At 46.8% G+C, this 23,431-nt stretch carries 17 protein-coding genes; 15 read left to right on the top strand and 2 right to left on the bottom strand.

Going from position 1 to position 23,431, the window contains the following annotated elements; translation table 11 throughout:
* Nucleotides 1-31 precede the first annotated feature (31 nt).
* Nucleotides 32-823, top strand: coding sequence for an SDR family NAD(P)-dependent oxidoreductase (locus VK097_RS10430; protein WP_324211749.1), 792 nt, complete (start codon nt 32-34; stop codon nt 821-823).
* A gap of 557 nt (nt 824-1,380) precedes the next feature.
* Here the strand turns inward: VK097_RS10430 and VK097_RS10425 are convergent.
* Nucleotides 1,381-2,232: a lipoate--protein ligase family protein gene (locus tag VK097_RS10425; RefSeq protein WP_324211748.1), complete on the bottom strand. Its 852-nt coding sequence runs from the start codon at nt 2,230-2,232 to the stop codon at nt 1,381-1,383.
* Between the two features lie 100 nt (nt 2,233-2,332).
* Between VK097_RS10425 and VK097_RS10420 the strand changes: the two genes are divergently transcribed.
* The 3 genes from VK097_RS10420 to VK097_RS10410 all read left to right on the top strand — a co-directional run bounded on the left by VK097_RS10420 (nt 2,333) and on the right by VK097_RS10410 (nt 4,868).
* A complete protein-coding gene (locus VK097_RS10420) occupies nt 2,333-3,664 on the top strand; it encodes an HD domain-containing protein (RefSeq protein WP_324211747.1) in 1,332 nt (443 codons plus the stop codon).
* Complete coding sequence (locus tag VK097_RS10415; RefSeq protein ID WP_324211746.1) at nt 3,654-4,172, top strand: YwgA family protein; 519 nt, start codon at nt 3,654-3,656, stop codon at nt 4,170-4,172. The genes VK097_RS10420 and VK097_RS10415 overlap by 11 nt, the downstream gene beginning before the upstream one ends.
* A gap of 171 nt (nt 4,173-4,343) precedes the next feature.
* A complete protein-coding gene (locus VK097_RS10410; RefSeq protein ID WP_324211745.1) occupies nt 4,344-4,868 on the top strand; it encodes a YwhD family protein in 525 nt (174 codons plus the stop codon).
* 295 nt (nt 4,869-5,163) lie between these two features.
* Here the strand turns inward: VK097_RS10410 and VK097_RS10405 are convergent, their stop codons facing one another.
* Complete coding sequence (locus tag VK097_RS10405) at nt 5,164-7,227, bottom strand: transglycosylase domain-containing protein (RefSeq protein ID WP_324211744.1); 2,064 nt, start codon at nt 7,225-7,227, stop codon at nt 5,164-5,166.
* Between the two features lie 228 nt (nt 7,228-7,455).
* Between VK097_RS10405 and VK097_RS10400 the strand changes: the two genes are divergently transcribed.
* The 11 genes from VK097_RS10400 (at nt 7,456) to rpoE (ending at nt 23,060) form a co-directional block, all read left to right on the top strand.
* On the top strand, nt 7,456-7,899 hold the full coding sequence (locus tag VK097_RS10400; protein WP_324211743.1) for a YwiB family protein: 444 nt from the start codon (nt 7,456-7,458) through the stop codon (nt 7,897-7,899).
* Nucleotides 7,896-9,569, top strand: coding sequence for an arginine--tRNA ligase (gene argS / locus VK097_RS10395; RefSeq protein ID WP_324211742.1), 1,674 nt, complete (start codon nt 7,896-7,898; stop codon nt 9,567-9,569). The genes VK097_RS10400 and argS overlap by 4 nt, the downstream gene beginning before the upstream one ends.
* Before the next feature lie 318 nt (nt 9,570-9,887).
* The gene (locus VK097_RS10390; RefSeq protein WP_324211741.1) at nt 9,888-11,993 is read left to right on the top strand and encodes a (Fe-S)-binding protein; all 2,106 of its coding nucleotides are present in this window, start codon (nt 9,888-9,890) and stop codon (nt 11,991-11,993) included.
* 332 nt (nt 11,994-12,325) lie between these two features.
* The gene (locus VK097_RS10385; protein ID WP_324211740.1) at nt 12,326-13,513 is read left to right on the top strand and encodes an acetyl-CoA C-acetyltransferase; all 1,188 of its coding nucleotides are present in this window, start codon (nt 12,326-12,328) and stop codon (nt 13,511-13,513) included.
* 125 nt (nt 13,514-13,638) lie between these two features.
* Nucleotides 13,639-14,490: a 3-hydroxybutyryl-CoA dehydrogenase gene (locus VK097_RS10380; protein ID WP_324211739.1), complete on the top strand. Its 852-nt coding sequence runs from the start codon at nt 13,639-13,641 to the stop codon at nt 14,488-14,490.
* Between the two features lie 66 nt (nt 14,491-14,556).
* Complete coding sequence (locus VK097_RS10375; protein WP_324211738.1) at nt 14,557-15,696, top strand: acyl-CoA dehydrogenase; 1,140 nt, start codon at nt 14,557-14,559, stop codon at nt 15,694-15,696.
* Between the two features lie 541 nt (nt 15,697-16,237).
* Nucleotides 16,238-17,377, top strand: a complete 1,140-nt coding sequence (locus VK097_RS10370) for an acyl-CoA dehydrogenase (protein ID WP_324211737.1) — start codon at nt 16,238-16,240, stop codon at nt 17,375-17,377.
* A gap of 85 nt (nt 17,378-17,462) precedes the next feature.
* On the top strand, nt 17,463-18,392 hold the full coding sequence (gene meaB, locus VK097_RS10365) for a methylmalonyl Co-A mutase-associated GTPase MeaB (RefSeq protein ID WP_324211736.1): 930 nt from the start codon (nt 17,463-17,465) through the stop codon (nt 18,390-18,392).
* Nucleotides 18,393-19,031, top strand: coding sequence for a TetR/AcrR family transcriptional regulator (locus VK097_RS10360; protein ID WP_324211735.1), 639 nt, complete (start codon nt 18,393-18,395; stop codon nt 19,029-19,031).
* Between the two features lie 27 nt (nt 19,032-19,058).
* Complete coding sequence (gene icmF / locus VK097_RS10355) at nt 19,059-22,298, top strand: fused isobutyryl-CoA mutase/GTPase IcmF (RefSeq protein ID WP_324211734.1); 3,240 nt, start codon at nt 19,059-19,061, stop codon at nt 22,296-22,298.
* Nucleotides 22,299-22,520: 222 nt separating this feature from the next.
* Nucleotides 22,521-23,060: a DNA-directed RNA polymerase subunit delta gene (gene rpoE / locus VK097_RS10350; RefSeq protein WP_324211733.1), complete on the top strand. Its 540-nt coding sequence runs from the start codon at nt 22,521-22,523 to the stop codon at nt 23,058-23,060.
* Nucleotides 23,061-23,431 lie beyond the last annotated feature (371 nt).

The following is a 23,431-nucleotide window of genomic DNA, read 5'->3' as shown; positions in this document are numbered from 1 at the left end:
TATCACTGTCATGAAGGGGGAGTTGAGTTGAATGAGTATATTTGCGGCTGATGCCTTGAAAAAAGAGCACGCCCTCGTAACTGGAGCAACGGGCGGCATTGGCTCTGAAACAGCAATGGTGCTGGCTGAGATGGGTGCATCCATCACGCTGACGGGGAGACGTGCAAATAGGCTGGAAGAGCTGGCTGACGAGATTCGTGAAATGACGCCTGATGTTCAAGTATACACATATAAGGCAGATCTGGGAGATGAAGGGGAACGCAATGAACTTGTGAACAGCGCTGAAGGTGAAAATGGGCCGATTTCATTACTTGTCAATAATGCGGGCATTTCCGGCGGCGGCCCTGTTGATCAGCTCGAACAGAAAGACATGGAGCGGGTGATGCATCTGAATTATACGTCAACCGTTCGATTAACCCAATTGGTTTACGAATCCATGAAAAAACAGCAGAAAGGCGCAATTGTTAATGTCACGTCGTTATCCGGCTTGCGTGGAACATACGGCGGGACGGCTTATGCGGGGTCTAAATTCGCTATGACCGGATTCACGCATTCGATGGCTCTTGAAGCGATTGAACATGGTGTGCGGGTAAATGCCGTCAGCCCCGGATTTGTCGATACGGAAATGGGAAGAGCCTCCGCTCAGAAAAAGGCAGACCGGCAAAGCTCTTCGCTTTCAGAAGTGGTTAAGGATTCCATTCCATCTGGGCGCATGACCAAACCGCGGGAAGTCGCCAATACGATCTCCTTTTTGTTAACGGATGCTGCAAAGAACATTGTGGGCGAGTCTGTGAAAATATCAGGCGGCAGTGTGTTGCACTGAGATAGGAGTCAGCTTTTATATCAATATAGCAACCCTTTCGAAAGGTTCTGGCGAAAGGGTTGTTCTCTTTGAAGATGTCTTGTGGATTGTAGCCTTCTGGCGCAACATGAGCGCGAGTGGCATCAATATGGGCGCGAGAATCCAAACATGTTCCGGAAAAAGCAAACATGGGCGGGAGAACGAAAACTTGGGCTCGTACACCATAACATGGGCGCGAATCATATAACATGGGTGTGTGAACAAAAACATCAGCGCGAGCGGGGGAACTTCTGCCCGAAAGCGGAAACTTCTGCTGGAGAGCGGAAACTTCAGCTCGAGAGCAGCATCTTCTGCCCGAGATCAGGAACTTCTGCCCGAAAGCGGAAACTTCAGCTCGAGAGCAGCATCTTCTGCCCGAAAGCGGAAACTTCTGCGGGAGAGCAGCACCTTCTGCCCGAGATCAGGAACTTCAGCCCGAAAGCGGAAACTTCTGCTCGAGAGCATCATCTTCTGCCCGAGATCAAAAACATCTGCCCGACGCCCGGCCCGATTCCGCAGCCCGGCCACGTAAAACACTTTCACTGCATCTCTGCCACTTTTTCATTCCGTTTCATCATCTGCGCATACCGCTTTTCAAACTGCACAAGCTCGTCATCGGAAAAATCGTCTGTTACAATCTGGTCGCTCGCATCCCTGACCCCTTGCAGCACCCGCTCTTTCATCGCATCAACGGACAGTTCCACGCCAAGCAATTCGGACAATGAAGCCATGACAGCAGGATCAACATGCGGATAATCAAATCTCGTCTCCTCGCCTTTCTTAGCAACATCGTAAAAATCCCGGATCAACTCCGCACGCTTGCGGTCTTTTCCTTCCACATCCAAATAAATTTGAATCGCAGCTCCGTCTCTGACACGCCGCTGCGAAATACCGGCAAATTTACGCCCGCCAATACTCAGATCAAAATCGCCGGGGCAATACGATCCGACAATTTCATATGCCTCAATCCCGTTCGTTAAGTCCCGTAATATGTAGCGGATAAAACTTACCATCGCCTCGTAGCAGTCATGGATGGAGATCTCCTTGACATCAGGCAGAACAAGTGACATATTCAGCACTCCCGCATCAAGTGCAACCGCAAGCCCGCCGGAATTCCGGACTATCGTCTGATAGCCCCGGTCAGCGAGCAGTCTGATACCTTCTTCCAAATATGGCAGCCGTGAGTCGGGGATTCCCAATACGACCGTATCCGGATGCACCCAGAGACGGATTGCAGGAACTGCTTCTCCACTGCGGGCAAATAGTGACAAGACATCATCAACTGCAAACGATGTCAGTGCCGTATACGATTTTCCATGAAAATAATTTTGTCCTGAATGGTCCAAATAACGAAATTGCCTGTGCGCGACCACATCTTTCCAATTTTTCATATGCTGCTCCTTTGAACATCTCGTTGATTTAATCTTTTATCCTAAGGGTAACTATTATATAATATATGGTAACATTGTCGAAAAGAAACGGGTTGAAAAAATGCCATTTAAAGATGAACAATTAAACGAAGAAAAAGTATTCAAGGACCCGGTACACCGCTATGTTCATGTTCAGGACCGGGTGATCTGGGATCTGATTGCCGCACCTGAATTTCAGCGGCTGCGGCGGATCAAGCAGCTCGGGACGTCATACCTGACATTTCATGGTGCTGAGCACAGCCGCTTCAATCATTCGCTTGGCGTATATGAAATTGTCCGGCGCATCATCGGCAATTTTGAGGAACGTGATGACTGGAATGATGACGAACGATTGCTTTGTCTGTGTGCGGCACTGCTGCATGACTTGGGGCACGGGCCGTTTTCACATTCATTTGAGAAAGTTTTCAAATTGGACCATGAACACTTCACACAGCAGATTATTCTGGGTGACACGCACATACATACGATTCTTGAGCGGGTAGAGCCGGGATTTTCGCAAAAAGTGGCTGATGTGATTGAAAAAACCTATGAGGATAAACTTGTTGTCAGTCTCATTTCCAGTCAGATTGATGCCGACCGGATGGATTATTTGCAGCGTGATGCTTATTTTACCGGTGTCAGCTACGGTCATTTCGACATGGAGCGGATTTTGCGCGTGATGCGGCCGATTGAAGATCAGGTTGTCATTAAATCAAGCGGGATGCATGCAGTTGAAGACTATATCATGAGCCGCTATCAGATGTATTGGCAGGTTTATTTTCATCCGGTGACACGCAGTGCCGAGGTGATTTTGTCGAAAATCCTTCATCGCGCCAAGTACTTGTTTGAAAACAGCTACATATTTAAATTAAAACCGTTCCATTTTGTTTCATTTTTTAACGAAGACGTGGGGCTGTCGGATTATCTGAAGCTGGATGAATCGATCGTGTTCTATTATTTTCAGCTGTGGCAGGAAGAGGACGACGACATACTGCGAGACTTGTGCGAGCGTTTCATGAACCGCCGCTTGTTCAAGTATATTGAGTTTAATCCGAAGCTGCAGATGAATGAATGGATGGAATTGTATAAACTGTTTCAGAAGGCAGGCATTAACCCTGACTATTATTTGGAAGTTGATTCATCATCAGACCTGCCATATGATTTTTACCGGCCGGGCGAAGAGGATGAACGATTGCCAATCAACCTCTTGATGCCGGGCGGGAACCTGAAGGAACTCTCGCGCAACTCGGACATTGTTGAATCCATTTCCGGGAAAAAGCGAACAGATCATAAGCTGTATTTTCCGGCTGACTTTTTGACAAAACTTAGCGATGATAACCCGGCTAAACAACGGATAATGGAACTTTTGGATTTTGAGCAACATCTGGAAGGAGAGGGAAACGATGCTGACTAACCATGCCAGACTGATGCAATTTTTTTCAGAAGCCGATGAGATCACCGGGCGGAAAAAACTGCAAAAAATGATTTATATCCTGCAGAAGTGTCACATGCCGTTTGAAGAAAAATATCAATTTCACTTCTATGGGCCTTATTCGGAGGAGCTTTCCTTAAGAGTCCAGGAATTGTGCAATCTCGGGTTTATTGCCGAGGAAAAAGAATCGGTACGCAATTATATTCAATATCATTATCAGCTGACTGATGATGGAAGAGCATTTTTGAATCAATTTCACCTGGATATGCCGGATATGTCAGAGCAGATACACATGCTGAAAGCGAGGAGCTCACGCTTTCTTGAACTTCTTTCCACGATGCTTTACTTCGAAGGGCTGACGATGGATAAACTGACTGACAAAATACACACCGTCAAACCGAAGCAAAACTATACGGATGCGGAAATAGATGAGGCAGTTCAGTTTATCCCGTATATGATGGGCATTAACCATCCGAAAAATGGCGGCTAACTGCCCTTAAATGCCCGAATCGGTTCAACTAATTCAGTGGGGAAAAAGCGCCCCACTGAATGAAGTTTCACTGTATCAGAACGATCACCCCTGTACAGTAAGCTTTGGATGAAAAACGCTTTCGTGATATGCTACAATAAGAACCAGTATTAATTCAGGAGGGTTCTTGTAATGGCAGATCAATCTTCCAACCAGAAGAAAGGCAATCAATTTACGATCATAAAAGACGATCCGAATGACGGGCACGGCGGCTATGGTATCGGATCGATCAGTCTTGAAAATATGTCATCTGTTATTATCGATCCAAACGAAGATCGTGCCTTTGTTGATATGGGCGCAATGCACGCGCGCAGTGAAGTTGAGCGTCGCGTGAAGTTTCAGGATGACAGGGACGTTGTCAAAAACGGGAAGCGCTATTGGATTGTCTGGGTCACAACGGAAAAAGGCGAAAACGGCCCACATTTTGCAGGGGTCGGCGGCAGCGAAATCATTGTCGACCGGTCAATTAAACGTGCATACAAGTCAATGCCGGAGCATGTTAAACATATGGAGAAATCATTAAAAGGAAAAATTATGGTTGAACATATGGACGATCATTCCAAGAAGCTGCTGAGGGATTTCCTTGCTGACTTCGAGGGCGGCGACATGTGGAAGAATTCAACAGATGAATTAAAAGAAGCATTGGCAGTAGAATGACTAGACATTCAGCGGGCACATTCCCGCTGAATTTTTTGTACCAAATGCCTAGTTCTAATCAACTAAATCAGGAAAATGAACATTTTGTGACTTATTTATGAACAATCAATTAAAATCTTGTACTTTAAACGGTAAATTTGTAAAATATGTGTACATGGGCTAACTCATGCATTACTAGGACACAAAAGAGGCTGACTTCTTCACGAAAGTCGGCCTTTTTTGTTTGAAGTTTTTTGGTAGTGCTGAGTTCCGCTTCTGACGCTCAAAACCGGTTCTGACACAAGGGCTGTCACTATCAAAACAACGAATCGAACACTTTATCAAAAAAGCCCCGGTCATCCTCTTGCGGCGGTTCCCCGTTAGGATTCGGCTCTTTCTGTTCATCCGGCATATGAAGTGTGCAGTGCCTCTCAGGCTCCGTTCCTTTATCAAAATACATCACACGGCTTGTATCACAGTAAGGGGTGGCCCGTTTACCGCTCTCGGGATCGATTGCGACACCGACAACCCCTGGCGGCACATCGAATTTTTGCCCATCAGCATCCTTATGTGCATCTTCCATGAATGATGCCCAAATATTCTTTGGATAAGCCTTCTCCGCCGTTTTAGTTATCTGTTTGCTATTGTCATACCCTGTCCAAATACCGGTGACCAGTGACGGGCTGTACCCGACCATCCAGCTGTCGCTCTCGGTTGTACCTGATTTTCCGGCATAAGTCCGGCTGAGCTGATTGGCAATGGATGAGCCCGTTACCGACATATAGCCATCCAATGACCGATCGAACATCCCGGTCATCAATTGTGTTAAGACAAATGTCGTTTGCGGATCCAGCACCGGATCACTTTTTTTCTGCTCCCTTTCAAAGACAGTATTGCCATCTCTGTCAACGATTTTTTCTATCGTATGGCCTTCTATCGCATAGCCGCCATTTGCAAGCATTCCATAGCCGGTAACCATATTTTCCAGTGTGACTGATGCGGTGCCTAGTGCCAGAGATGGAACGGCCGGCAGATCACTGGTAAAGCCGAATTTTTCTGCTGTATTAACCAGTTTTTCCGGCCCGACAGTTAAATTGGTTTTGACGGCATACACATTATCGGACAGCGCCAGAGCCTGGGCGAGCGTTATTTGTTCATTCGCGTAATAACCATTATAGTTGCTTGGCTGATAGACCTCGCCGTCTTCAAGCTTAAATGCGGTTGGTTTGCTCATTAGCATGGTTGTCGGCGTATAGCCGTTGTTCAGTGCTGTGTAATATAAAAACGGCTTGAAAGCGGACCCTGGCATTCGTTTGGCATTCACTGCCCGGTTGAATGGGCTCTGTGTATAATCTGTTCCGCCGATCATAGCACGAATCCCCCCGTTATCCGGGTTCATGGCGAGGGCGCCTACTTCAATGTCACTGCCTGACTTCATTTCGTTTCCGGTATTTTCCTTCAGTTGTTTCTGCAGACGGGTATCGAGGGTGGTATGAATCGTGTAGCCGCCTGAGCGTACTTTTTCCGTATCAAGTTCCAAAATGCTTGCTGCTTCTTTTAATGCTGAATCCTGAAAATAAGGTGCGACTGACACTTTTTCACGTTCTTCCGGCTTGGTAAAAGCCAGATTCTTTTCCGTAGCCAGATGGTGCTCTTGTTCGGTGATTTGCTTATTTTCGAGCATTAATCCTAGAACCTGCTGCTGCCGATTCTTCGCATTTTCCCGGTTATTAAATGGCGAATAATACGAAGGGCCTTTCGGAATGGCAGCGAGCATCGCGGACTCCGCAAGGGAAAGCTCGCTCGCGGATTTATCAAAAAAATGCCTGCTGGCCGCTTCTGCCCCATAAGCCCCATGTCCATAGTAAATCGTATTTAAATAGCCTTCGAGCAGCTCGTCTTTTGAGTAATACATCTCCAGACGTACCGTATAAAATGCTTCCTTCAGTTTGCGTGCCCACGTTTTTTCATGTGACAGAAACAAATTCCGGGCATACTGCTGAGTCAGCGTACTTGCCCCTTCTTTCAGAGACAAACTTTTTAAATCGGATAAGGCTGCTCCGGCAATCCGCTGCAGGTCAAAGCCATTATGGCTGTAAAAATGCCTGTCCTCAATGGCAAGAGTCGCCTCGATCAAATGTGGCGACATTTCCTCAAGGTCAACCCAGTACCGGTTTTCCGCCCCGCTTTCTTCGCCAATTTTCTCACCGTCAATGCTGTAATAAATCGTGTTTTGATCATTGGTGAGCTCCGGCGGTCCCATCAGAAAGCTGACAAAATAAATCCCGGCCAGGAAAAGTAACCCGCACGCCAGTAAGCCGAGTGGTATGAGATAAAACAACCGGTGTTTTTTTCCGTTTAAACGTAATAATGATTTCATATATTTAGCCCCGTTTACGACATAATCATTAATTCCAGTATGGGAAAAAATTGACGGAATTAAACCCGTCAGGCTGTAAGTTTAAGTGGGGTTAATTTAAAAAAGCACGATGATAAAAGCAGCAATGTTTATAAAAAGAGCATTTAAAAAAGTCATTCAGTCTTTAGATTGAAATCGGCACGGTTTTATCGCTATAATAGGTAATTATATCAAGCAGGAGCGATTTCGATGGAAGAACGTTCGAAACAGGTCGCTGTCGAGCTTAAGACAGCCATTGAAGATAACGGGCAGAAGGAATACAATACAATCAGGGAAACTGGCCGGCTTTACCAACAGGCAAATATGGATGTGCTGACATATACTGAAACGGCCGAAGATGGGTCACAGATTAGCAATATGATTACGATACATACAGATAAAGTAAGCGTGAAACGTACTGGAACGGTACAGATGCACCAAACATTCCGCGAGCAAAAGCTGTCGGAAAATGTTTTTCAGCATCCCCACGGGAAAATACATATGGAAACATTTACGGATGCGATCAACTATCAGATGCTGACTGAGCAGCAAAGCGGTGTGCTCGCCATTGATTACACTGTCAGTTTAAATGGGCAGGAGGAACGAGCGCATCAGCTGACACTAACGATTCGACCTAAGGAGGATTCTCAATGAGCAATATACTGTCACAAACCGAAGAAACACTTAGACAAGAAATCACGGCAGCTGTCCTGAAAGCTGAACTCGCCGGGGAGGACGAGATGCCGGAAGTCGTTCTTGAAAAACCCAAGGAAAAGGCACACGGTGATTTTGCAACGAATATTGCCATGAAGCTAGCAAAAATAGCTAAAAAAGCACCGCGGCAAATCGCTGAGGATATTACCGCCACTATTGACGAGTCGGAAGCTTCCGTTGAGAAGGTTGAGATTGCCGGACCGGGATTCATTAACTTTTTCATGAAAAATGACTTCCTCGGTGAATTGATTCCATCTATTCTGGATGCCGGTGAGGAATATGGCCGAACCGATTTCGGAAAGGGTAATAAGGTTCAGGTTGAGTTTGTCTCAGTGAATCCGACCGGTGATTTGCATCTTGGTCATGCCCGGGGTGCCGCATATGGCGATGTTTTTTGCAACGTTTTGGATGCAGCGGGGTATGAAGTCGAACGTGAATATTACATTAACGATGCCGGCAATCAGATTAACAATCTGGCCCTATCGGTTGAAACCCGTTACCTTGAGGCACTTGGCTATGATGCCAAAATGCCTGAGGATGGCTACCGCGGTGACGACATCGTCAGCATCGGTCAGGACCTGGCGAAAGATTATGGGAAGAAATGGGTGAATGCTGACAGACAGGAACGCCTGGCATTTTTCAAAGATTATGGTCTGAATTTTGAACTGGACAATCTTAAGAAAGATCTGGCCGACTTTCGCGTTAACTTTGACAATTGGTTTTCCGAACAGTCCTTATACGATAATAACAAAGTGGAAGAAGCTGTTCAGACATTGCGCGACGGCGGCTATGTCTATGAGCAGGACGGCGCGACATGGTTCCGCTCGACCGATTTCGGCGATGACAAGGATCGCGTGCTGATTAAACAGGACGGCAGCTATACCTATTTAACACCGGATATTGCGTATCATAAGGATAAGCTTGAACGCGGATTTGATAAAGTTATCAATGTATGGGGTTCCGACCATCACGGCTATATTTCACGGATGCATGCGGCCATCCAGGCTCTTGGCTATCCAGCTGAACAATTTGCTGTAAGAATCATTCAAACCGTAAATCTGTATGAAAATGGCGAGAAGATCCGCATGAGCAAACGGACGGGTAACGCGATTGCATTGCGTGATTTGATGGAAGAAGTGGGTGTTGACGCCACACGTTATTTCTTTGTCATGCGCTCAAACGACACACAGTTCGATTTTAATCTTGATTTGGCACGTTCCCAGTCAAACGATAACCCGATTTACTATGTCCAGTACGCGCATGCACGGATCTGTACAATGCTTGAGCAGGCCGAATCAAAAGGTTTTGAAGTGGACGGGGAATTTAACGCTGATCTGCTCAAGGCCGAGAAGGAAACGGATCTCTTGAAGAAATTGGGTGAATTCCCGCAGACAATAGCAGATTCTGCTGAAAAATATGCACCACATAAGGTTACACAGTATGTATTTGACCTGGCATCACTGCTACATAGTTTCTACAACGCTGAAAAAGTGCTCGATCCGGACAATCCGGAATTAACCAAAGCGCGTATCGCCTTGATGAAAGCTGTGCGGGTTACCCTGGCAAATGGCCTCGGGCTGATCGGCATCAGTGCACCTGTGAAAATGTAGGTTTTTGTTAGCTTATGAAGTTGTAAGTGCGGGAATTCACGCAATTCCTGCACGGAATCCAAGACAATGTTTTTCTTATATACTATAATCGCAAAAAGTTCTGGAAAAGGGGCAAAAGTTTTCAATAAATTTTTGCCCTTTATTTATGTTTACAGTTCGATTATAGTAGTGAACCGATTGGAATAAATCTGTTGACTGAATGATCATTCATAATATAAAGTAATAGTTAATAACATAAAATGTGCTGCGAGTTTTATTTTCAAAGTAATGCAATCGCTAACATTTTCCGTTATACTATACCAAAGGGGGAGCGAATTGATGAACACATTGCTGCTTATCAACTGGCTGGCATTCATTGCAATTGTCGCCTATGGAATATTCTTATTCGCTAAAGTTGTCGCCACTCGGGTCTCCTACATAAAAATGGGGAAAAAATCCGAGTTTGACCGGGATTTTAAAGAGCGGTTCAGGCGCATAGGGAAGATTGTCTTTGGACAGTCCAAGCTATTGAAGGATAAAAAGTCCGGTACGATTCATGTCATGATGTTTTATGGCTTTTTACTTGTACAATTCGGTGCGATTGACATGTTTGTTAAGGGCTTGTCACCAGGCAATCACCTGCCGTTCGGGGTTGTTTATCCCGGGTTTACGTTTTTCCAGGAACTTGTGACGCTCATGATCCTGGTGGCGGTTGTATGGGCATTCCACCGCCGTTATGTTGAAAAGATTGTCCGCCTGAAACGCGGCTTTAAAGCAGGGCTTGTCCTGCTGTTCATCGGGACATTGATGCTTTCCGTGCTGCTTGGAAATGGGATGGCAATTGTATGGCACGGTGAGAGCTTAAGCTGGACAGAACCGGTTGCAAGTTTGATAGCTTTTGTCTTCAGCTGGCTGCCGGGAACAGCTGCGGCGGCTATGTTCTATGTATTCTGGTGGGTTCACACGGTAACGATTCTGGCATTCCTGGTTTATGTGCCGCAATCCAAGCACGCACACTTGATTGCCGCACCCATAAACGTGTTTTTGAGTAAACGCGTGCCCGGGAAATTGAAAAAGGTAGATTTTGATATTGATGATGAAGCAGATGAAGACGAAATTTCATTTGGTGTCGGGAAAGTGGAAGACTTCGAACAGCACCAGATGATTGATTTTTACGCATGTGTCGAATGCGGGCGCTGTACGGATGTCTGTCCGGCTTCAGGCACCGGTAAAATGCTGTCACCAATGGATATCATGATCAAAGTACGGGACCATTTAACCGAAAAAGGTGCTGCTGTTACGGGCAAATCGGCTTGGGTGCCGGAATACGCATTCTCAAACACAAAAGGCAACCTCGCTGCTGCAGGAGCAAACGAAGCTGCTGCAGGCATGGAAAGTGTCAGCCTGATCGGCGACGTTATTACACAGGAAGAGCTTGAAGGTTGCACAACATGCCGCGCCTGTGAAGATGCTTGTCCGGTCATGAACGAACATGTCGGCACAATCATTGATATGCGCCGTTACCTCGTTATGACGGAAGGTAAAATGGATCCGGATGCTCAGCGTGCGGTTATGAACATCGAACGTCAGGGCAATCCGTGGGGACTTTCCAAAAAAGACCGCGTCAAATGGCGTGAACAGGATGAAGAGGCTTACATCCCAACCATTAAGGAACTGAAAAAAGAAGATAAAGATTTCGAATATCTTTTCTGGGTCAGTTCAATGGGGTCATTTGACAACCGCAGCCAAAAAATCGCGCTTGCATTTGCCAAATTGATGAATCAGGCAGGCATCAGTTTTGCCATCCTTGGAAATAAAGAACAAAACTCCGGTGATACGGCACGCCGCATCGGAAATGAGTTTTTATTCCAGGAAATTGCTGAGAAGAACATTAAAGAATTTGAAAAACATGACGTGAAGAAGATCGTAACGATTGATCCGCACGCATATAACATTTTCAAAAATGAATACCCTGATTTCGGCTTTGAAGCAGAAGTTTATCACCATACACAAATGCTGTATGATCTCGTGATGAACGGCAAACTGAAACCGCAGCGTGAAATCAATCAGAAACTCACATATCATGATTCCTGCTATCTTGGAAGATATAACGGTGTTTACGATCCGCCAAGGGAAATTCTGACATCCATTCCGGGACTTGATTTGGTCGAGATGGATCGGAGCCGTGAAAACGGCATGTGCTGCGGTGCCGGCGGCGGTCTGATGTGGACTGAGGACACGACAGGCAACCGCATCAACGTAGCCCGCACCGAACAGGCAATGGAGACGGAATCAACGATGATTTCCAGTGCATGTCCATTCTGTCTGACGATGCTGAGCGATGGGACGAAAGCGAAAGAAGTTGAGGAAGACATCAGTACCATGGATGTTGCTGAAATTCTGGCATTGTCAGTATTGGTGGATGATGAACAGAAAACTGCTTAAAGGTGATAGCACACGAATTCGCGCGGCAAAGTGCCAAAATCGCGCGATCTGCACCTGATTTCGCGCAACACCGCCGGAAATTCGCGCGACTTCGCTGCAATTTCGCGCGACGCAGCTTCGAAATCGCGCGGAAGGACCACCGAAACGCGCGAGATGGAAGTAAGATGAATTGTGAGTCAGCATAATTAAGAGGGGTAGTTTACAATGCCCCTCTCCATTTTGGAATTGTATTGAGCGAGCGTTCGGTCAAAAGACAGGAGGTCTCTCAATACAAGTGAGGGAGCGTTATCATATGAATCTAAAAATCTATTTTAAGAAGGGATGTTGATTGTATGCGAAAGACTGTTATTGTATCCGGTGCACGGACGCCATTTGGCAAGTTCGGAGGAGCGTTGAAGCCGTTCACAGCGTCACAGCTGGGAGGTATAGCCATCAAGGAGGCGCTCGAGCGTGCAGGACTCGATGGTGAAAAAGTTAACGAGGTCATTATCGGAAATGTACTGCAGGGCGGGCAGGGCCAGATCCCTTCCCGACAGGCAGCACGTGAAGCCGGAATCCCATGGGAGGTCAAAACCGAAACCATCAACAAAGTATGTGCATCAGGGCTTCGCAGTGTAACGCTTGCAGACCAGTTGATCCGCTCTGGCGATGAAGACATCATTGTTGCCGGTGGTATGGAAAGCATGAGCAATGCACCATATCTTTTGCCTGATGCCCGCTGGGGAAACCGTATGGGCGACAAAAAAGTCGTCGATATGATGGTGCATGACGGATTGACATGTTCATTTGCAGGCGTCCACATGGGCACTTACGGCAATAGTACGGCCAATGAATACGGATTGACGAGAGAAGCGCAGGATGAGTGGTCATACCGCAGTCATCAGCGGGCAGTCAAAGCGATTGAGGACGGCAAATTTGCTGACGAAATCGTTTCACTTGAAGTTCCGCAGCGGAAAAAGGACCCAATCGTTGTCGATACCGATGAGGCGCCGCGCGGGGATACAAGTGTTGACGTTTTGGCAAAATTGCGTCCGGCGTTTGATAAAGACGGCACGATTACGGCCGGCAATGCCCCGGGCGTAAACGACGGTGCCGGTGCGTTTGTTGTCATGTCTGACGAAACGGCGGAACAGCTTGGCAAAACACCAATGGCCGTTATTCATGGTCATGCAGAAGTGGCCGTAGAATCCAAAGATTTCCCAAAAACACCAGGGCTCGTCATCAATAAACTGCTTGAAAAGACCGGTTACTCCAAAAAGGATATTGACTTGTACGAAATAAACGAAGCATTCGCAGCCGTTTCCCTCGCCAGCGGAAAAATCGCGGATATTGATCCGGAAAAAATCAACGTAAACGGCGGAGCGGTCGCACTTGGTCATCCAATCGGCGCAAGCGGTGCACGCATCATTTTGACATTGGTCCATGAATTAAAACGGCGCGGCGGCGGACTGGGCATTGCAGCCATCTGCAGCGGCGGCGGCCAGGGTGATGCCATAATGGTGGAAGTACCGAAACAATGACGGATGTATGAATACTTAAATCCAACCGGGTTAAGTCATTTTGCTAAAGTTCACAGCAAAAGTGCTAGAGTTCACAAAGAAAACGCTAAAGTTCACATTTTCAATCCAAAGGAGGCAACGGCGCAATGGCAATCAAAAAAGTAATGGTAATCGGTGCAGGGCAGATGGGATCAGGCATCGCCCAGGTCTGTGCCCAATCCGGTTATGATGTTCTATTAAACGACGTCAATGAGGAAGCCCTTCATAAAGGTATACAAAATATCGAAAAGCATTTGACAAGGTCTGTTGACAAAGAACGCATCAGTGAACAGGAAAAAGGCGACACCCTTGCAAGGCTGAAATCAACTACAGATATTCAGGATGTCAAAGATTGCGACATGTCGATTGAAGCAATTGTCGAAAATATGGATGTGAAAACCAGTGTGTTCCGTCAACTGGATGAACACGCACCCGAACATGCGATTTTGGCGACCAACACATCATCACTGCCAATTACCGAAATTGCAGCGTCAACAAACCGGGCGGAACAGGTTATCGGGATGCACTTCATGAATCCGGTTCCAGTGATGAAACTTGTCGAAGTCATACGCGGTTTGCAGACGAGTGATGAGACATATGCGGCAGTATCCGATATGGCGAAAAATCTTTCCAAAACATCTGTTGAGGTGAATGACTATCCAGGTTTCGCTGCCAATCGGATTTTAATGCCGATGATTAACGAAGCCATTTTCGCCCTGCATGAAGGGGTGGCATCGGTTGAGGATATCGACACGGTCATGAAACTGGGTATGAATCATCCAATGGGACCGCTGACACTGGCTGATTTCATCGGACTGGACACATGCCTTTACATTATGGAAGTGCTGCATGACGGCTTCGGCGACAGCAAATATCGTCCATGTCCGCTTCTGAGAAAATATGTCAATGCAGGCTGGTACGGCAAAAAATCAGGCAGAGGCTTTTATCAGTACAGCTGATGCCGGCAGTTAAGTCAATAACTGTTAATCTGACAACCACGATTTACCGAAAGGGGGACATTGCATATGGACCTTAAATTAACCGAAGAACAGGAAATGATGCGGAAAATGGTCCGGGATTTTGCCGTAAATGACGTGCAGCCGGAAGTTGAGCGGATGGAACGGGAGGACCGTTTCCCAGCCGAAATCATTCGGAAAATGGGTGAGCTCGGGCTGATGGGGATTCCCATTCCGGAAAAATATGGCGGAAGTGATATGGATTATACCTCTTATATCATTGCTATCAATGAACTGTCCAAAGTCAGTGCGACACTTGGTGTCATCCTGTCGGTCCATACATCGGTCGGGACCAATCCGATCTTGTATTTTGGCAATGAAGAGCAGAAAAACAAGTACCTTCCCAAACTGGCTTCAGGTGAATATCTTGGGGCATTCGCTTTAACGGAGCCAGGGGCAGGTTCGGACGTAGCCAACATGAAAACAAGAGCCGTAAAAGATGGGGATAACTACATTCTCAAAGGCTCTAAAATTTTCATTACCAATGGCGGGCAGGCTGATACATATGTCACGTTTGCCCGGACAAGTGATGAGCCGGGCTCGAAAGGGGTCAGCGCCTTTATCGTTGAAAAAGATACACCGGGGCTGGAAATCGGAAAGCCCGAAAAGAAAATGGGACTGCATGGTTCGAGTACCGTCCAGCTGAGTTTTGATAATTGTGTTGTTCCAAAAGAACAGCTTCTTGGAGAAGAGGGCAATGGGTTTAAAATTGCGATGGCCAATTTGAATGTTGGGCGTATCGGTATTGCCGCTCAAGCTCTCGGAATTAGTGAGGCGGCCCTCGAGCATGCCACGGCCTATGCAAAAAAACGCGAGCAATTCGGGAAGCCAATCGCTGAAAATCAGGGAATCGCATTTAAGCTTGCGGATATGGCCACTGAAGTTGAAGCTGCCAAACTATTGGTCTATCAGGCTGCAGCCTTCGTCGAACAGGGGGGTCAATCCAGCAAAGAAGCATCAATGGCCAAGATGTACGCATCGAAAACAGCACGCAAAGCAGCCATTGAGGCAGTCCAGATTTACGGCGGTTACGGTTATACGGAGGAATATCCGGTTGAGCGGCTTTTCCGCGATGCCAAAGTGACGGAAATTTATGAAGGAACAAATGAAATCCAGCATATTGTCATAGCGAAAAACCTGCTTGGCTGACTTTCGGAATAGAATTTAAAAGGTTAGGCAGTTTTTTAAAGTTTGTTGTTTTTGTTACAAAATCCATAAACTGCGACGTACTTTGAAAATATATTTGGGTGCAATGATGCCGCTCCGGAAATACACTTGGTGCTCGCCGTGTTGCAAGATATTCGGCGAAGCGGCACTCCTCGCAAATCGCAGATTACTCGGTGGATGTTTCGCTCGTCGCTTTCCGCGGGCGGCTGGTGAGCCTCCTCGAACTCCGTTCTGCGGGATCTCACCGTGGCCTTTCCTCCCGCAGGAGTCTCCGCGTATTTCCTGCGCTAACATGGCGTTGATTGGAGCGGAGGGCAGTTGACTCCTGCGGGAAAGCAACTGCCAGAAGTGGAAATCAACACTGCCACTATACCGCACTTTATCCCGCATGTAATGGTCAGTAAACTGCCACAATACGGCGGCTAACTGACTCTATGATGGCTTAAAAGCAACAAAATTTATAAGAAGAGCCAAATACTAAATGCTAATGAGGCAATCCATATTTGAAGGGAGACAATACCAAATGAATTTTCAACTGACTGAAGAACAGGAAATGCTGCGCAAGATGGTTCGTGATTTTGCTAAGAATGATGTGGAACCAACGGCAGCAGAACGTGATGAGGAAGAACGTTTTGACCGTGACATTTTTGATAAAATGGCTGAACTTGGACTGACCGGGATCCCATGGCCGGAAGAATATGGGGGAATCGGAGCTGATTTTGTCAGTTATGTGATTGCGGTTGAAGAGCTGTCACGCGTGTGTGCATCAACCGGTGTTACCCTCTCAGCGCACCTGTCACTGGCAAGCTGGCCGATTTACAAGTATGGAAATGAAGAACAGAAGAAAACCTTCCTGTACCGTCTGGCAACCGGGGAAGCACTCGGCGCTTATGCATTGTCAGAGCCAGGGTCAGGCAGTGATGCGGCCAGCATGAAAACCGTTGCCAAAAAAGATGGCGATGATTATATCCTGAATGGCAACAAAGTCTGGATCTCCAATGGCGGTGTGGCTGATATTTACATTGTCTTTGCGCTGACCGATCCCGAAGCAAAACATAAAGGAATCAGCGCATTTATTGTGGAAAAGGATACGGAAGGTTTCACAACTGGGAAAAAAGAAAAGAAACTCGGCATCCGTTCATCCCCTACAACAGAGCTCATTTTTGAAAACTGCCGCATTCCGAAAGAAAATTTGCTTGGGGGCGAAGGTGAAGGCTTTAAAATCGCCATGACAACGCTTGATGGCGGACGCAATGGCATTGCAGCACAGGCATTGGGAATCGCCCAAGGTGCTCTCGATGCGTCGGTGGATTACGCAAAAGAGCGCGAGCAGTTCGGCAAACCGATTGCTGCTAACCAGGGTATTTCATTCAAACTGGCGGATATGGCGACAGAAATAGAGGCATCCCGTTTGTTAACCTACCAGGCGGCATGGCTTGAGTCAGAGGGTAAAGAATACGGAAAAGCATCAGCCATGTCAAAACTGTATGCCGGTGACACAGCAATGCGTGTAACGACTGAAGCGGTCCAGGTATTTGGCGGTTATGGCTATACGAAAGACTATCCGGTCGAACGTTATATGCGCGATGCCAAGATTACGCAAATCTATGAAGGAACAAACGAAATCCAGCGGCTTGTGATTGGGCGGATGCTGACGAAATAGTTTCATAGGCTGATTTGGCTCAAGTTGTCACAATTTCGAGCAATCGCAGCACAACATCAGACAATTAGGAGAAAGGAAGACAATCATGCACCAACTCGTTGAACAGATGAAACGAAACGACATACGTGCACTGGCCAGAGCAATCACGATGGTTGAGAACGACCATCCTGAAAAGCTTGACATGCTGAGTGACGTGTTTGCCAGCAAAAAGCATGCGCGCTATGTAGGGATTACCGGGTCACCGGGTGCAGGGAAGAGTTCACTTGTGAATCGTCTGATCACCCACATCCGCAACGAGAGCAAGACGGTTGCGGTGATAGCAGTTGATCCGACAAGTCCGTTCAGCGGTGGTGCACTCCTGGGTGACAGGGTCCGCATGAATGAGCATTTTACCGATGACGGTGTGTATATCCGCAGCATGGCAACGCGCGGCAGTCTGGGAGGCCTTGCCCGAGCGACCAAGGATGCTGTCAGGATATGTGACGCGTACGGATTTGATGTTGTGATTGTGGAAACGGTCGGCGTCGGTCAGTCAGAGCTCGATATCATGAAAATCGTTGACACCACTGCACTTGTCCTAACACCGAACAGTGGTGATGTGCTGCAGATCTTCAAAGCCGGCATCATGGAGATAGCCGATATGTTCGTCATTAACAAGGCTGATCTTGACGGTGTCGGGAAACTGAAAGGCCTCCTGAAAGAGCTTGTCATGATGTCATCTAAAGATGCTCATAAAACACCAATTGTCAAAACAATCACAACCGAAAATAAAGGAATCGATATATTTTGGAAAAAAATCAATGAGCATCATGATTACCTGTACAATACAGAAGAAGGACATAAACGCCGGAAACAGCAGCAGGAGCTTGAAGTTTACGAATTAATCCGCGAAGAGATCTGGCGTGATGTCAGGGCATATGCAGAAAACACGGACATGACCATCGAAGCAGAAGACGATCCATATAAACGTGCAAAGGATATTTATAATCAATGGAAAAAGGAAGGGGGCGGCTGAATGACAAAAAATCAAGTTGTTTCTTCTGTCAAAGATACTGATTTGGTTGAAAAACGGCGGAACCAGATGATCAAAGGCGCGATTGCCTTATTCAAGGAAAAAGGGTTCCACCGCACAACAACAAGAGAAATTGCCAAGGAATCGGGCTTCAGTATCGGAACATTGTATGAATACATCCGGACGAAAGAAGATGTGCTGTTCCTGGTGTGTGATGCGATTTATGACCAGGTCAGGGAGCGCCTGGAAGCGGCGACTGATTGGCAGGATCCATCCCTTGCCAATCTGGAAAAAGTCGCTGAATCATACTTTTACCTGATGGATGACATGCAGGAAGAGATCATTATCATGTATCAGGAAGTCAAGTCACTCAAAAAAGAGACGAAAGAATATGTCCTGCAGAAGGAACGGGATATGGTTGCCATGCTTGAAAAAATGATTGTTACATGCCTGCCGGAAGCCATGGATAAACAGGATGCAGCCCTTATCGCCAACAATATTTTTGTTCAGGGGCAGATGTGGGGGTTCAGAAGATGGATGCTGCAAAAACAATTCACACTGAAAGAGTACGCTGAACGCCAGATCCATTTTCTGATGCAATCCCTTTCAGTCGACGGGATACAGACAAATGAGACGCACTAAGCACGAAATTTAAACAGGAGGGGTTTCATGGAACAAGTTCAGATTTATAAACCGGTCAATCCGGTCCGATTTGTAACGGCATCAAGCTTGTATGATGGTCACGACGCCTCGATTAATATCATGCGCCGGATTCTTCAATCGAGCGGGGCAGAAGTCGTTCATCTCGGGCACAACCGTTCAGTGGAAGAGGTTGTCTATGCAGCCGTTCAGGAAGACGCTCAGGGGATTGCCATATCATCCTATCAGGGCGGACATGTGGAGTATTTCAAATACATGATTGATCTGCTCAATGAACTCGGCGCAAGCCATATTAAAGTTTACGGTGGCGGCGGCGGTACCATCATCCCGCGTGAAATCAAGGAACTCGAGGATTATGGTGTATCGAGTATTTTTTCGCCGGATAATGGCCGTGAAATGGGGCTTCAGGGCATGATTAACAATATGATTGAAGAATGCGACTTCCTCCCCCCGTTTGACTTAAATGAGGCCCGGAAGAAACTCGCAACAGGGGAACGACAGGCAGTCGCCCGTTTGATTAGCTATATCGAAAACCATGATGACGACGATGACGAAAAGCAGTCCGTTCTGAATAAATTGCAGTCACAGTCGAATAACGCACCGGTTCTTGGCATTACCGGCACGGGCGGTGCGGGAAAAAGTTCACTGACTGATGAACTGATCCGCCGCTTTATTAATGAAATACCGGATAAGAAGATCGCCATCATTTCCATCGATCCGACGAAAAAGAAAACCGGCGGAGCACTGCTTGGTGACCGGATCCGGATGAATGCGATTTTCACGGATCGTGTCTATATGCGGTCACTCGCAACACGCGGATCAAGAACAGAGCTGTCCCAGTCGCTTCAGGATGTGCTCGATGTCCTCCGCGCTTCCAATTACGATTTCATAATTGTCGAAACGAGCGGCATTGGACAGGGAGATGCAGCGATTACTGATGTCACCGACCTTTCCATGTATGTTATGACGGCTGAATTTGGTGCGCCATCACAGCTGGAAAAAATCGACATGATCGATTTTGCCGATTTCGTCGTCATTAACAAGTTTGAACAGAAAGGATCCGAGGATGCACTGAACCAGGTGCGGAAACAATACCAGCGCAGCCATTTGCTGTTCGGCGAAGACAAGGAAAAGTTCCCGGTGTTCGGGACGATTGCAAGTCAATTTAACGATGCGGGAACAAATGCACTATTTGCATCCATGATTGACACGTTGAATGAAAAGTTTGGCTGGGAAAATACCATCGATTTTGAGCGGCATACGGTTGCCGAGAAGCAAAACATGATCATTACGAATGAGCGTCGTCATTACTTGCAGGAAATTGCCCAGCATGTGCGCAGCTACCATGAACATACGGCAAAGCAAAGCGATATCGCACGAAAACTTTTTCAGCTTGAAGGCGCCAAAAATGTGCTGGACGATGAAGAAAGCGCTGAAGCCATCGACAAGGCAATCCAGACGTATGAAGAAAAACTGGCGGCCGAAGCGAAAAGGAAGCTGGACAGCTGGGATGAAACGGTAGAAAAATACAGTCAGGATACGATGACATTCAAAATCCGCAATAAAGACATTGAAATGGATTTGAACACGGAGTCCATTTCCGGGTTGAAGATTCCGAAAGTCATGCTGCCGAAATACATGGACTGGGGCGACCGGCTGAAATGGCTGATGAAGGAAAATGTTCCGGGTTCGTTTCCGTTCACAGCAGGCGTCTTTCCGTTCAAACGCAAGGGAGAGGATCCGACGCGCCAGTTTGCCGGAGAGGGCACTCCGGAACGCACCAACCGCCGCTTTCATTATTTATCCGAAGACAGTGAAGCAAAACGGCTGTCAACAGCATTTGACTCGGTGACCCTGTACGGCGAAGACCCGGCACCGCGCCCGGATATATACGGAAAAGTCGGTGAGAGCGGTGTCAGCATTTGTACGTTGGACGATATGAAAAAGCTGTACAGCGGGTTTGACCTGACCGATCCGAAGACGTCTGTGTCGATGACCATTAACGGGCCGGCGCCAATCATTCTAGCCATGTTTTTCAATACAGCAATCGATCAGCAGTTGGCGAAATTCAAGGAAGAAAATGACCGTGAACCAAGCTGGGAAGAGTATGAAAACTTAAGGGACGAAACGATTTCAGTCGTTCGCGGTACGGTTCAGGCCGACATCTTAAAAGAGGATCAGGGACAGAACACGTGTATTTTCTCGACGGAATTTGCTCTAAGAATGATGGGTGACATCCAGCAATACTTTATCGATAAAAATGTCCGCAACTACTATTCGGTATCAATTTCCGGCTATCACATTGCCGAAGCCGGAGCAAACCCGATCACTCAGCTGGCATTTACACTGGCAAACGGATTTACGTATGTTGAGTATTATTTAAGTCGGGGAATGGATGTGAATAAATTTGCACAGAATCTGTCGTTCTTCTTCTCCAATGGGCTCGATCCGGAATATACGGTGATCGGCCGGGTTGCCCGCCGCATATGGGCAATTACGATGCGCGACAAATATGAAGCGGATGAGCGGAGCCAGAAACTGAAATACCATATTCAGACCTCCGGGCGCTCACTGCATGCCCAGGAAATTGATTTTAACGATATCCGCACGACACTGCAGGCACTCCTTGCGATTCAGGACAACACGAACTCGCTGCATACCAATGCCTATGACGAAGCAATCACAACACCGACAGAAGAGTCCGTCCGCCGTGCGATGGCCATTCAGATGATCATAAATAAAGAATTCGGCCTGACCAAAAACGAAAATTCGCTCCAGGGATCATTCATTGTGGAAGAATTGACTGACCTGGTCGAGGAAGCGGTTCTCCAGGAATTTGAAAATATGAATGACCGCGGCGGTGTTCTCGGGGCGATGGAACGGCAATATCAGCGCGGCAAAATCCAGGAAGAGTCCTTGTATTATGAAGGCAAAAAACACTCAGGAGAGCTGCCGATTGTCGGGGTGAACACGTACATGAGCCCGAATCCGACAACAGCGGATGACATTAATTCAATGGAACTTGCCCGTGCCTCCAATGAGGAAAAAGAGCACCAAATCAGTGAACTGCATAAATTCCAGGATGCACACAAAGACCGGACGGAAGCAGCATTGGAACAGCTGAAGCGGACAGCGGCATCCGGCGGCAATATTTTTGCTGAATTAATGGAAACTGTAAAAGTGGCCAGTCTGGGACAAATCACAAATGCGCTCTATGAAGTCGGCGGACAATACAGAAGGAATATGTAAGGATTGAAGAGCGGGTTATAAGGAATCGGTGAAACAGCCGATTCCTTTATTTACGGTTTGGGATAGTTTAGGTTAATTTCAATTTTTTTGTTTTTCTGCTGGCATATTCGGCCCATTTTTGTTTATAATGAATGGTATGATTTGAGCAAATCTGTGAATAAAGTTAGTGATCAGGCGAGAATGCCTTGACTATGAAATATATAGAAAAGGGAGTGCGGTATAGTGAGCTTGAAAAATTACAGCCGCGAAGAACTTGAAGTGACATCAATGCTGGAGTTGGCTAGTGAAATCTTGCATGATGAGCAAAAAGCACAGAATTTTAATGATCTTTACAACAAGGTTGCCGAACTGAAAGGATTTACAGACGAGCAGAAAATGGAATTTATTGCTCAGTTTTATACGGATCTGACAGTAGACGGCAGATTTCTCACAATTGAATCCGACGTATGGGGTCTGAAGCGCTGGTACCCGGTTGAACAGATGGATGAAATCGTCACCTCACCGGAACCGAAGAAAAAGAAAAAGGCGAAGAAGAAAAAGAAGAAGAAAGAGGAAGTCCCGCGTGAACAGCCTGAAGAAGGCGATCTGGATAAGGTTGACGATAATGTTGAAATCCTGACAAATAAATTTGAAGACGAAGTGCTGGATGAACGTGATGATAGCACTGACAATACAGGCTTTGATGATGAGTTTGAGGAAGATGAGGACGACTTCGACGATGATGATTTCGATGACAGCGATGAAGAGGAAGATAATAAATAAAGCGGGTGCTTAAAAGGTCCGGTAACAATTCAGGGCAGCTTTGACGGTTAACTGACCTCAAATGCCCGATTCTGTTCAATACGCTGAATGAAGTTTTACTTTATCCTCCTTTTTTGAACACGCAATGATAATAGCTGCTTGACTTTTTACAGGTCGGTGCGTACAATTTTTATTGGGCTCGTAAATTCATAAGCATATTGCGCTCCCCCCGTATATAAAGGGGGGAGCGTTTTTTATTGTGCGCCGGGCATGTGTTATGTCTAGGGAGTGAAAGTCTCCTACGGACTTGGTAGTAGGAACCGTTAGCCAAAGACAAGGGTGTCCATCGTGAGGTGGAATCTGAAGGAAGTTGGCGGCAAACTCTTGAGCCG

Origin of the sequence: Lentibacillus sp. (assembly GCF_035301675.1) — a bacterium.
Classification (GTDB): Bacteria; Bacillota; Bacilli; order Bacillales; family Amphibacillaceae; genus Lentibacillus.
This window is presented reverse-complemented; position numbering and strand designations above follow the sequence as displayed.

Bases quoted from the DNA above. Each gene is read 5' to 3' on its own strand.
- icmF (WP_324211734.1), top strand. From the start codon at position 19,059: ATGGAACAAGTTCAGATTTATAAACCGGTCAATCCGGTCCGATTTGTA.
- VK097_RS10400 (WP_324211743.1), top strand. From the start codon at position 7,456: ATGGAAGAACGTTCGAAACAGGTCGCTGTCGAGCTTAAGACAGCCATT.
- VK097_RS10380 (WP_324211739.1), top strand. From the start codon at position 13,639: ATGGCAATCAAAAAAGTAATGGTAATCGGTGCAGGGCAGATGGGATCA.
- VK097_RS10360 (WP_324211735.1), top strand. From the start codon at position 18,393: ATGACAAAAAATCAAGTTGTTTCTTCTGTCAAAGATACTGATTTGGTT.
- VK097_RS10405 (WP_324211744.1), bottom strand. From the start codon at position 7,227: ATGAAATCATTATTACGTTTAAACGGAAAAAAACACCGGTTGTTTTAT.
- VK097_RS10425 (WP_324211748.1), bottom strand. From the start codon at position 2,232: ATGAAAAATTGGAAAGATGTGGTCGCGCACAGGCAATTTCGTTATTTG.
- VK097_RS10415 (WP_324211746.1), top strand. From the start codon at position 3,654: ATGCTGACTAACCATGCCAGACTGATGCAATTTTTTTCAGAAGCCGAT.
- VK097_RS10430 (WP_324211749.1), top strand. From the start codon at position 32: ATGAGTATATTTGCGGCTGATGCCTTGAAAAAAGAGCACGCCCTCGTA.
- VK097_RS10410 (WP_324211745.1), top strand. From the start codon at position 4,344: ATGGCAGATCAATCTTCCAACCAGAAGAAAGGCAATCAATTTACGATC.
- VK097_RS10375 (WP_324211738.1), top strand. From the start codon at position 14,557: ATGGACCTTAAATTAACCGAAGAACAGGAAATGATGCGGAAAATGGTC.
- meaB (WP_324211736.1), top strand. From the start codon at position 17,463: ATGCACCAACTCGTTGAACAGATGAAACGAAACGACATACGTGCACTG.
- VK097_RS10385 (WP_324211740.1), top strand. From the start codon at position 12,326: ATGCGAAAGACTGTTATTGTATCCGGTGCACGGACGCCATTTGGCAAG.
- VK097_RS10370 (WP_324211737.1), top strand. From the start codon at position 16,238: ATGAATTTTCAACTGACTGAAGAACAGGAAATGCTGCGCAAGATGGTT.
- argS (WP_324211742.1), top strand. From the start codon at position 7,896: ATGAGCAATATACTGTCACAAACCGAAGAAACACTTAGACAAGAAATC.
- VK097_RS10420 (WP_324211747.1), top strand. From the start codon at position 2,333: ATGCCATTTAAAGATGAACAATTAAACGAAGAAAAAGTATTCAAGGAC.
- VK097_RS10390 (WP_324211741.1), top strand. From the start codon at position 9,888: ATGAACACATTGCTGCTTATCAACTGGCTGGCATTCATTGCAATTGTC.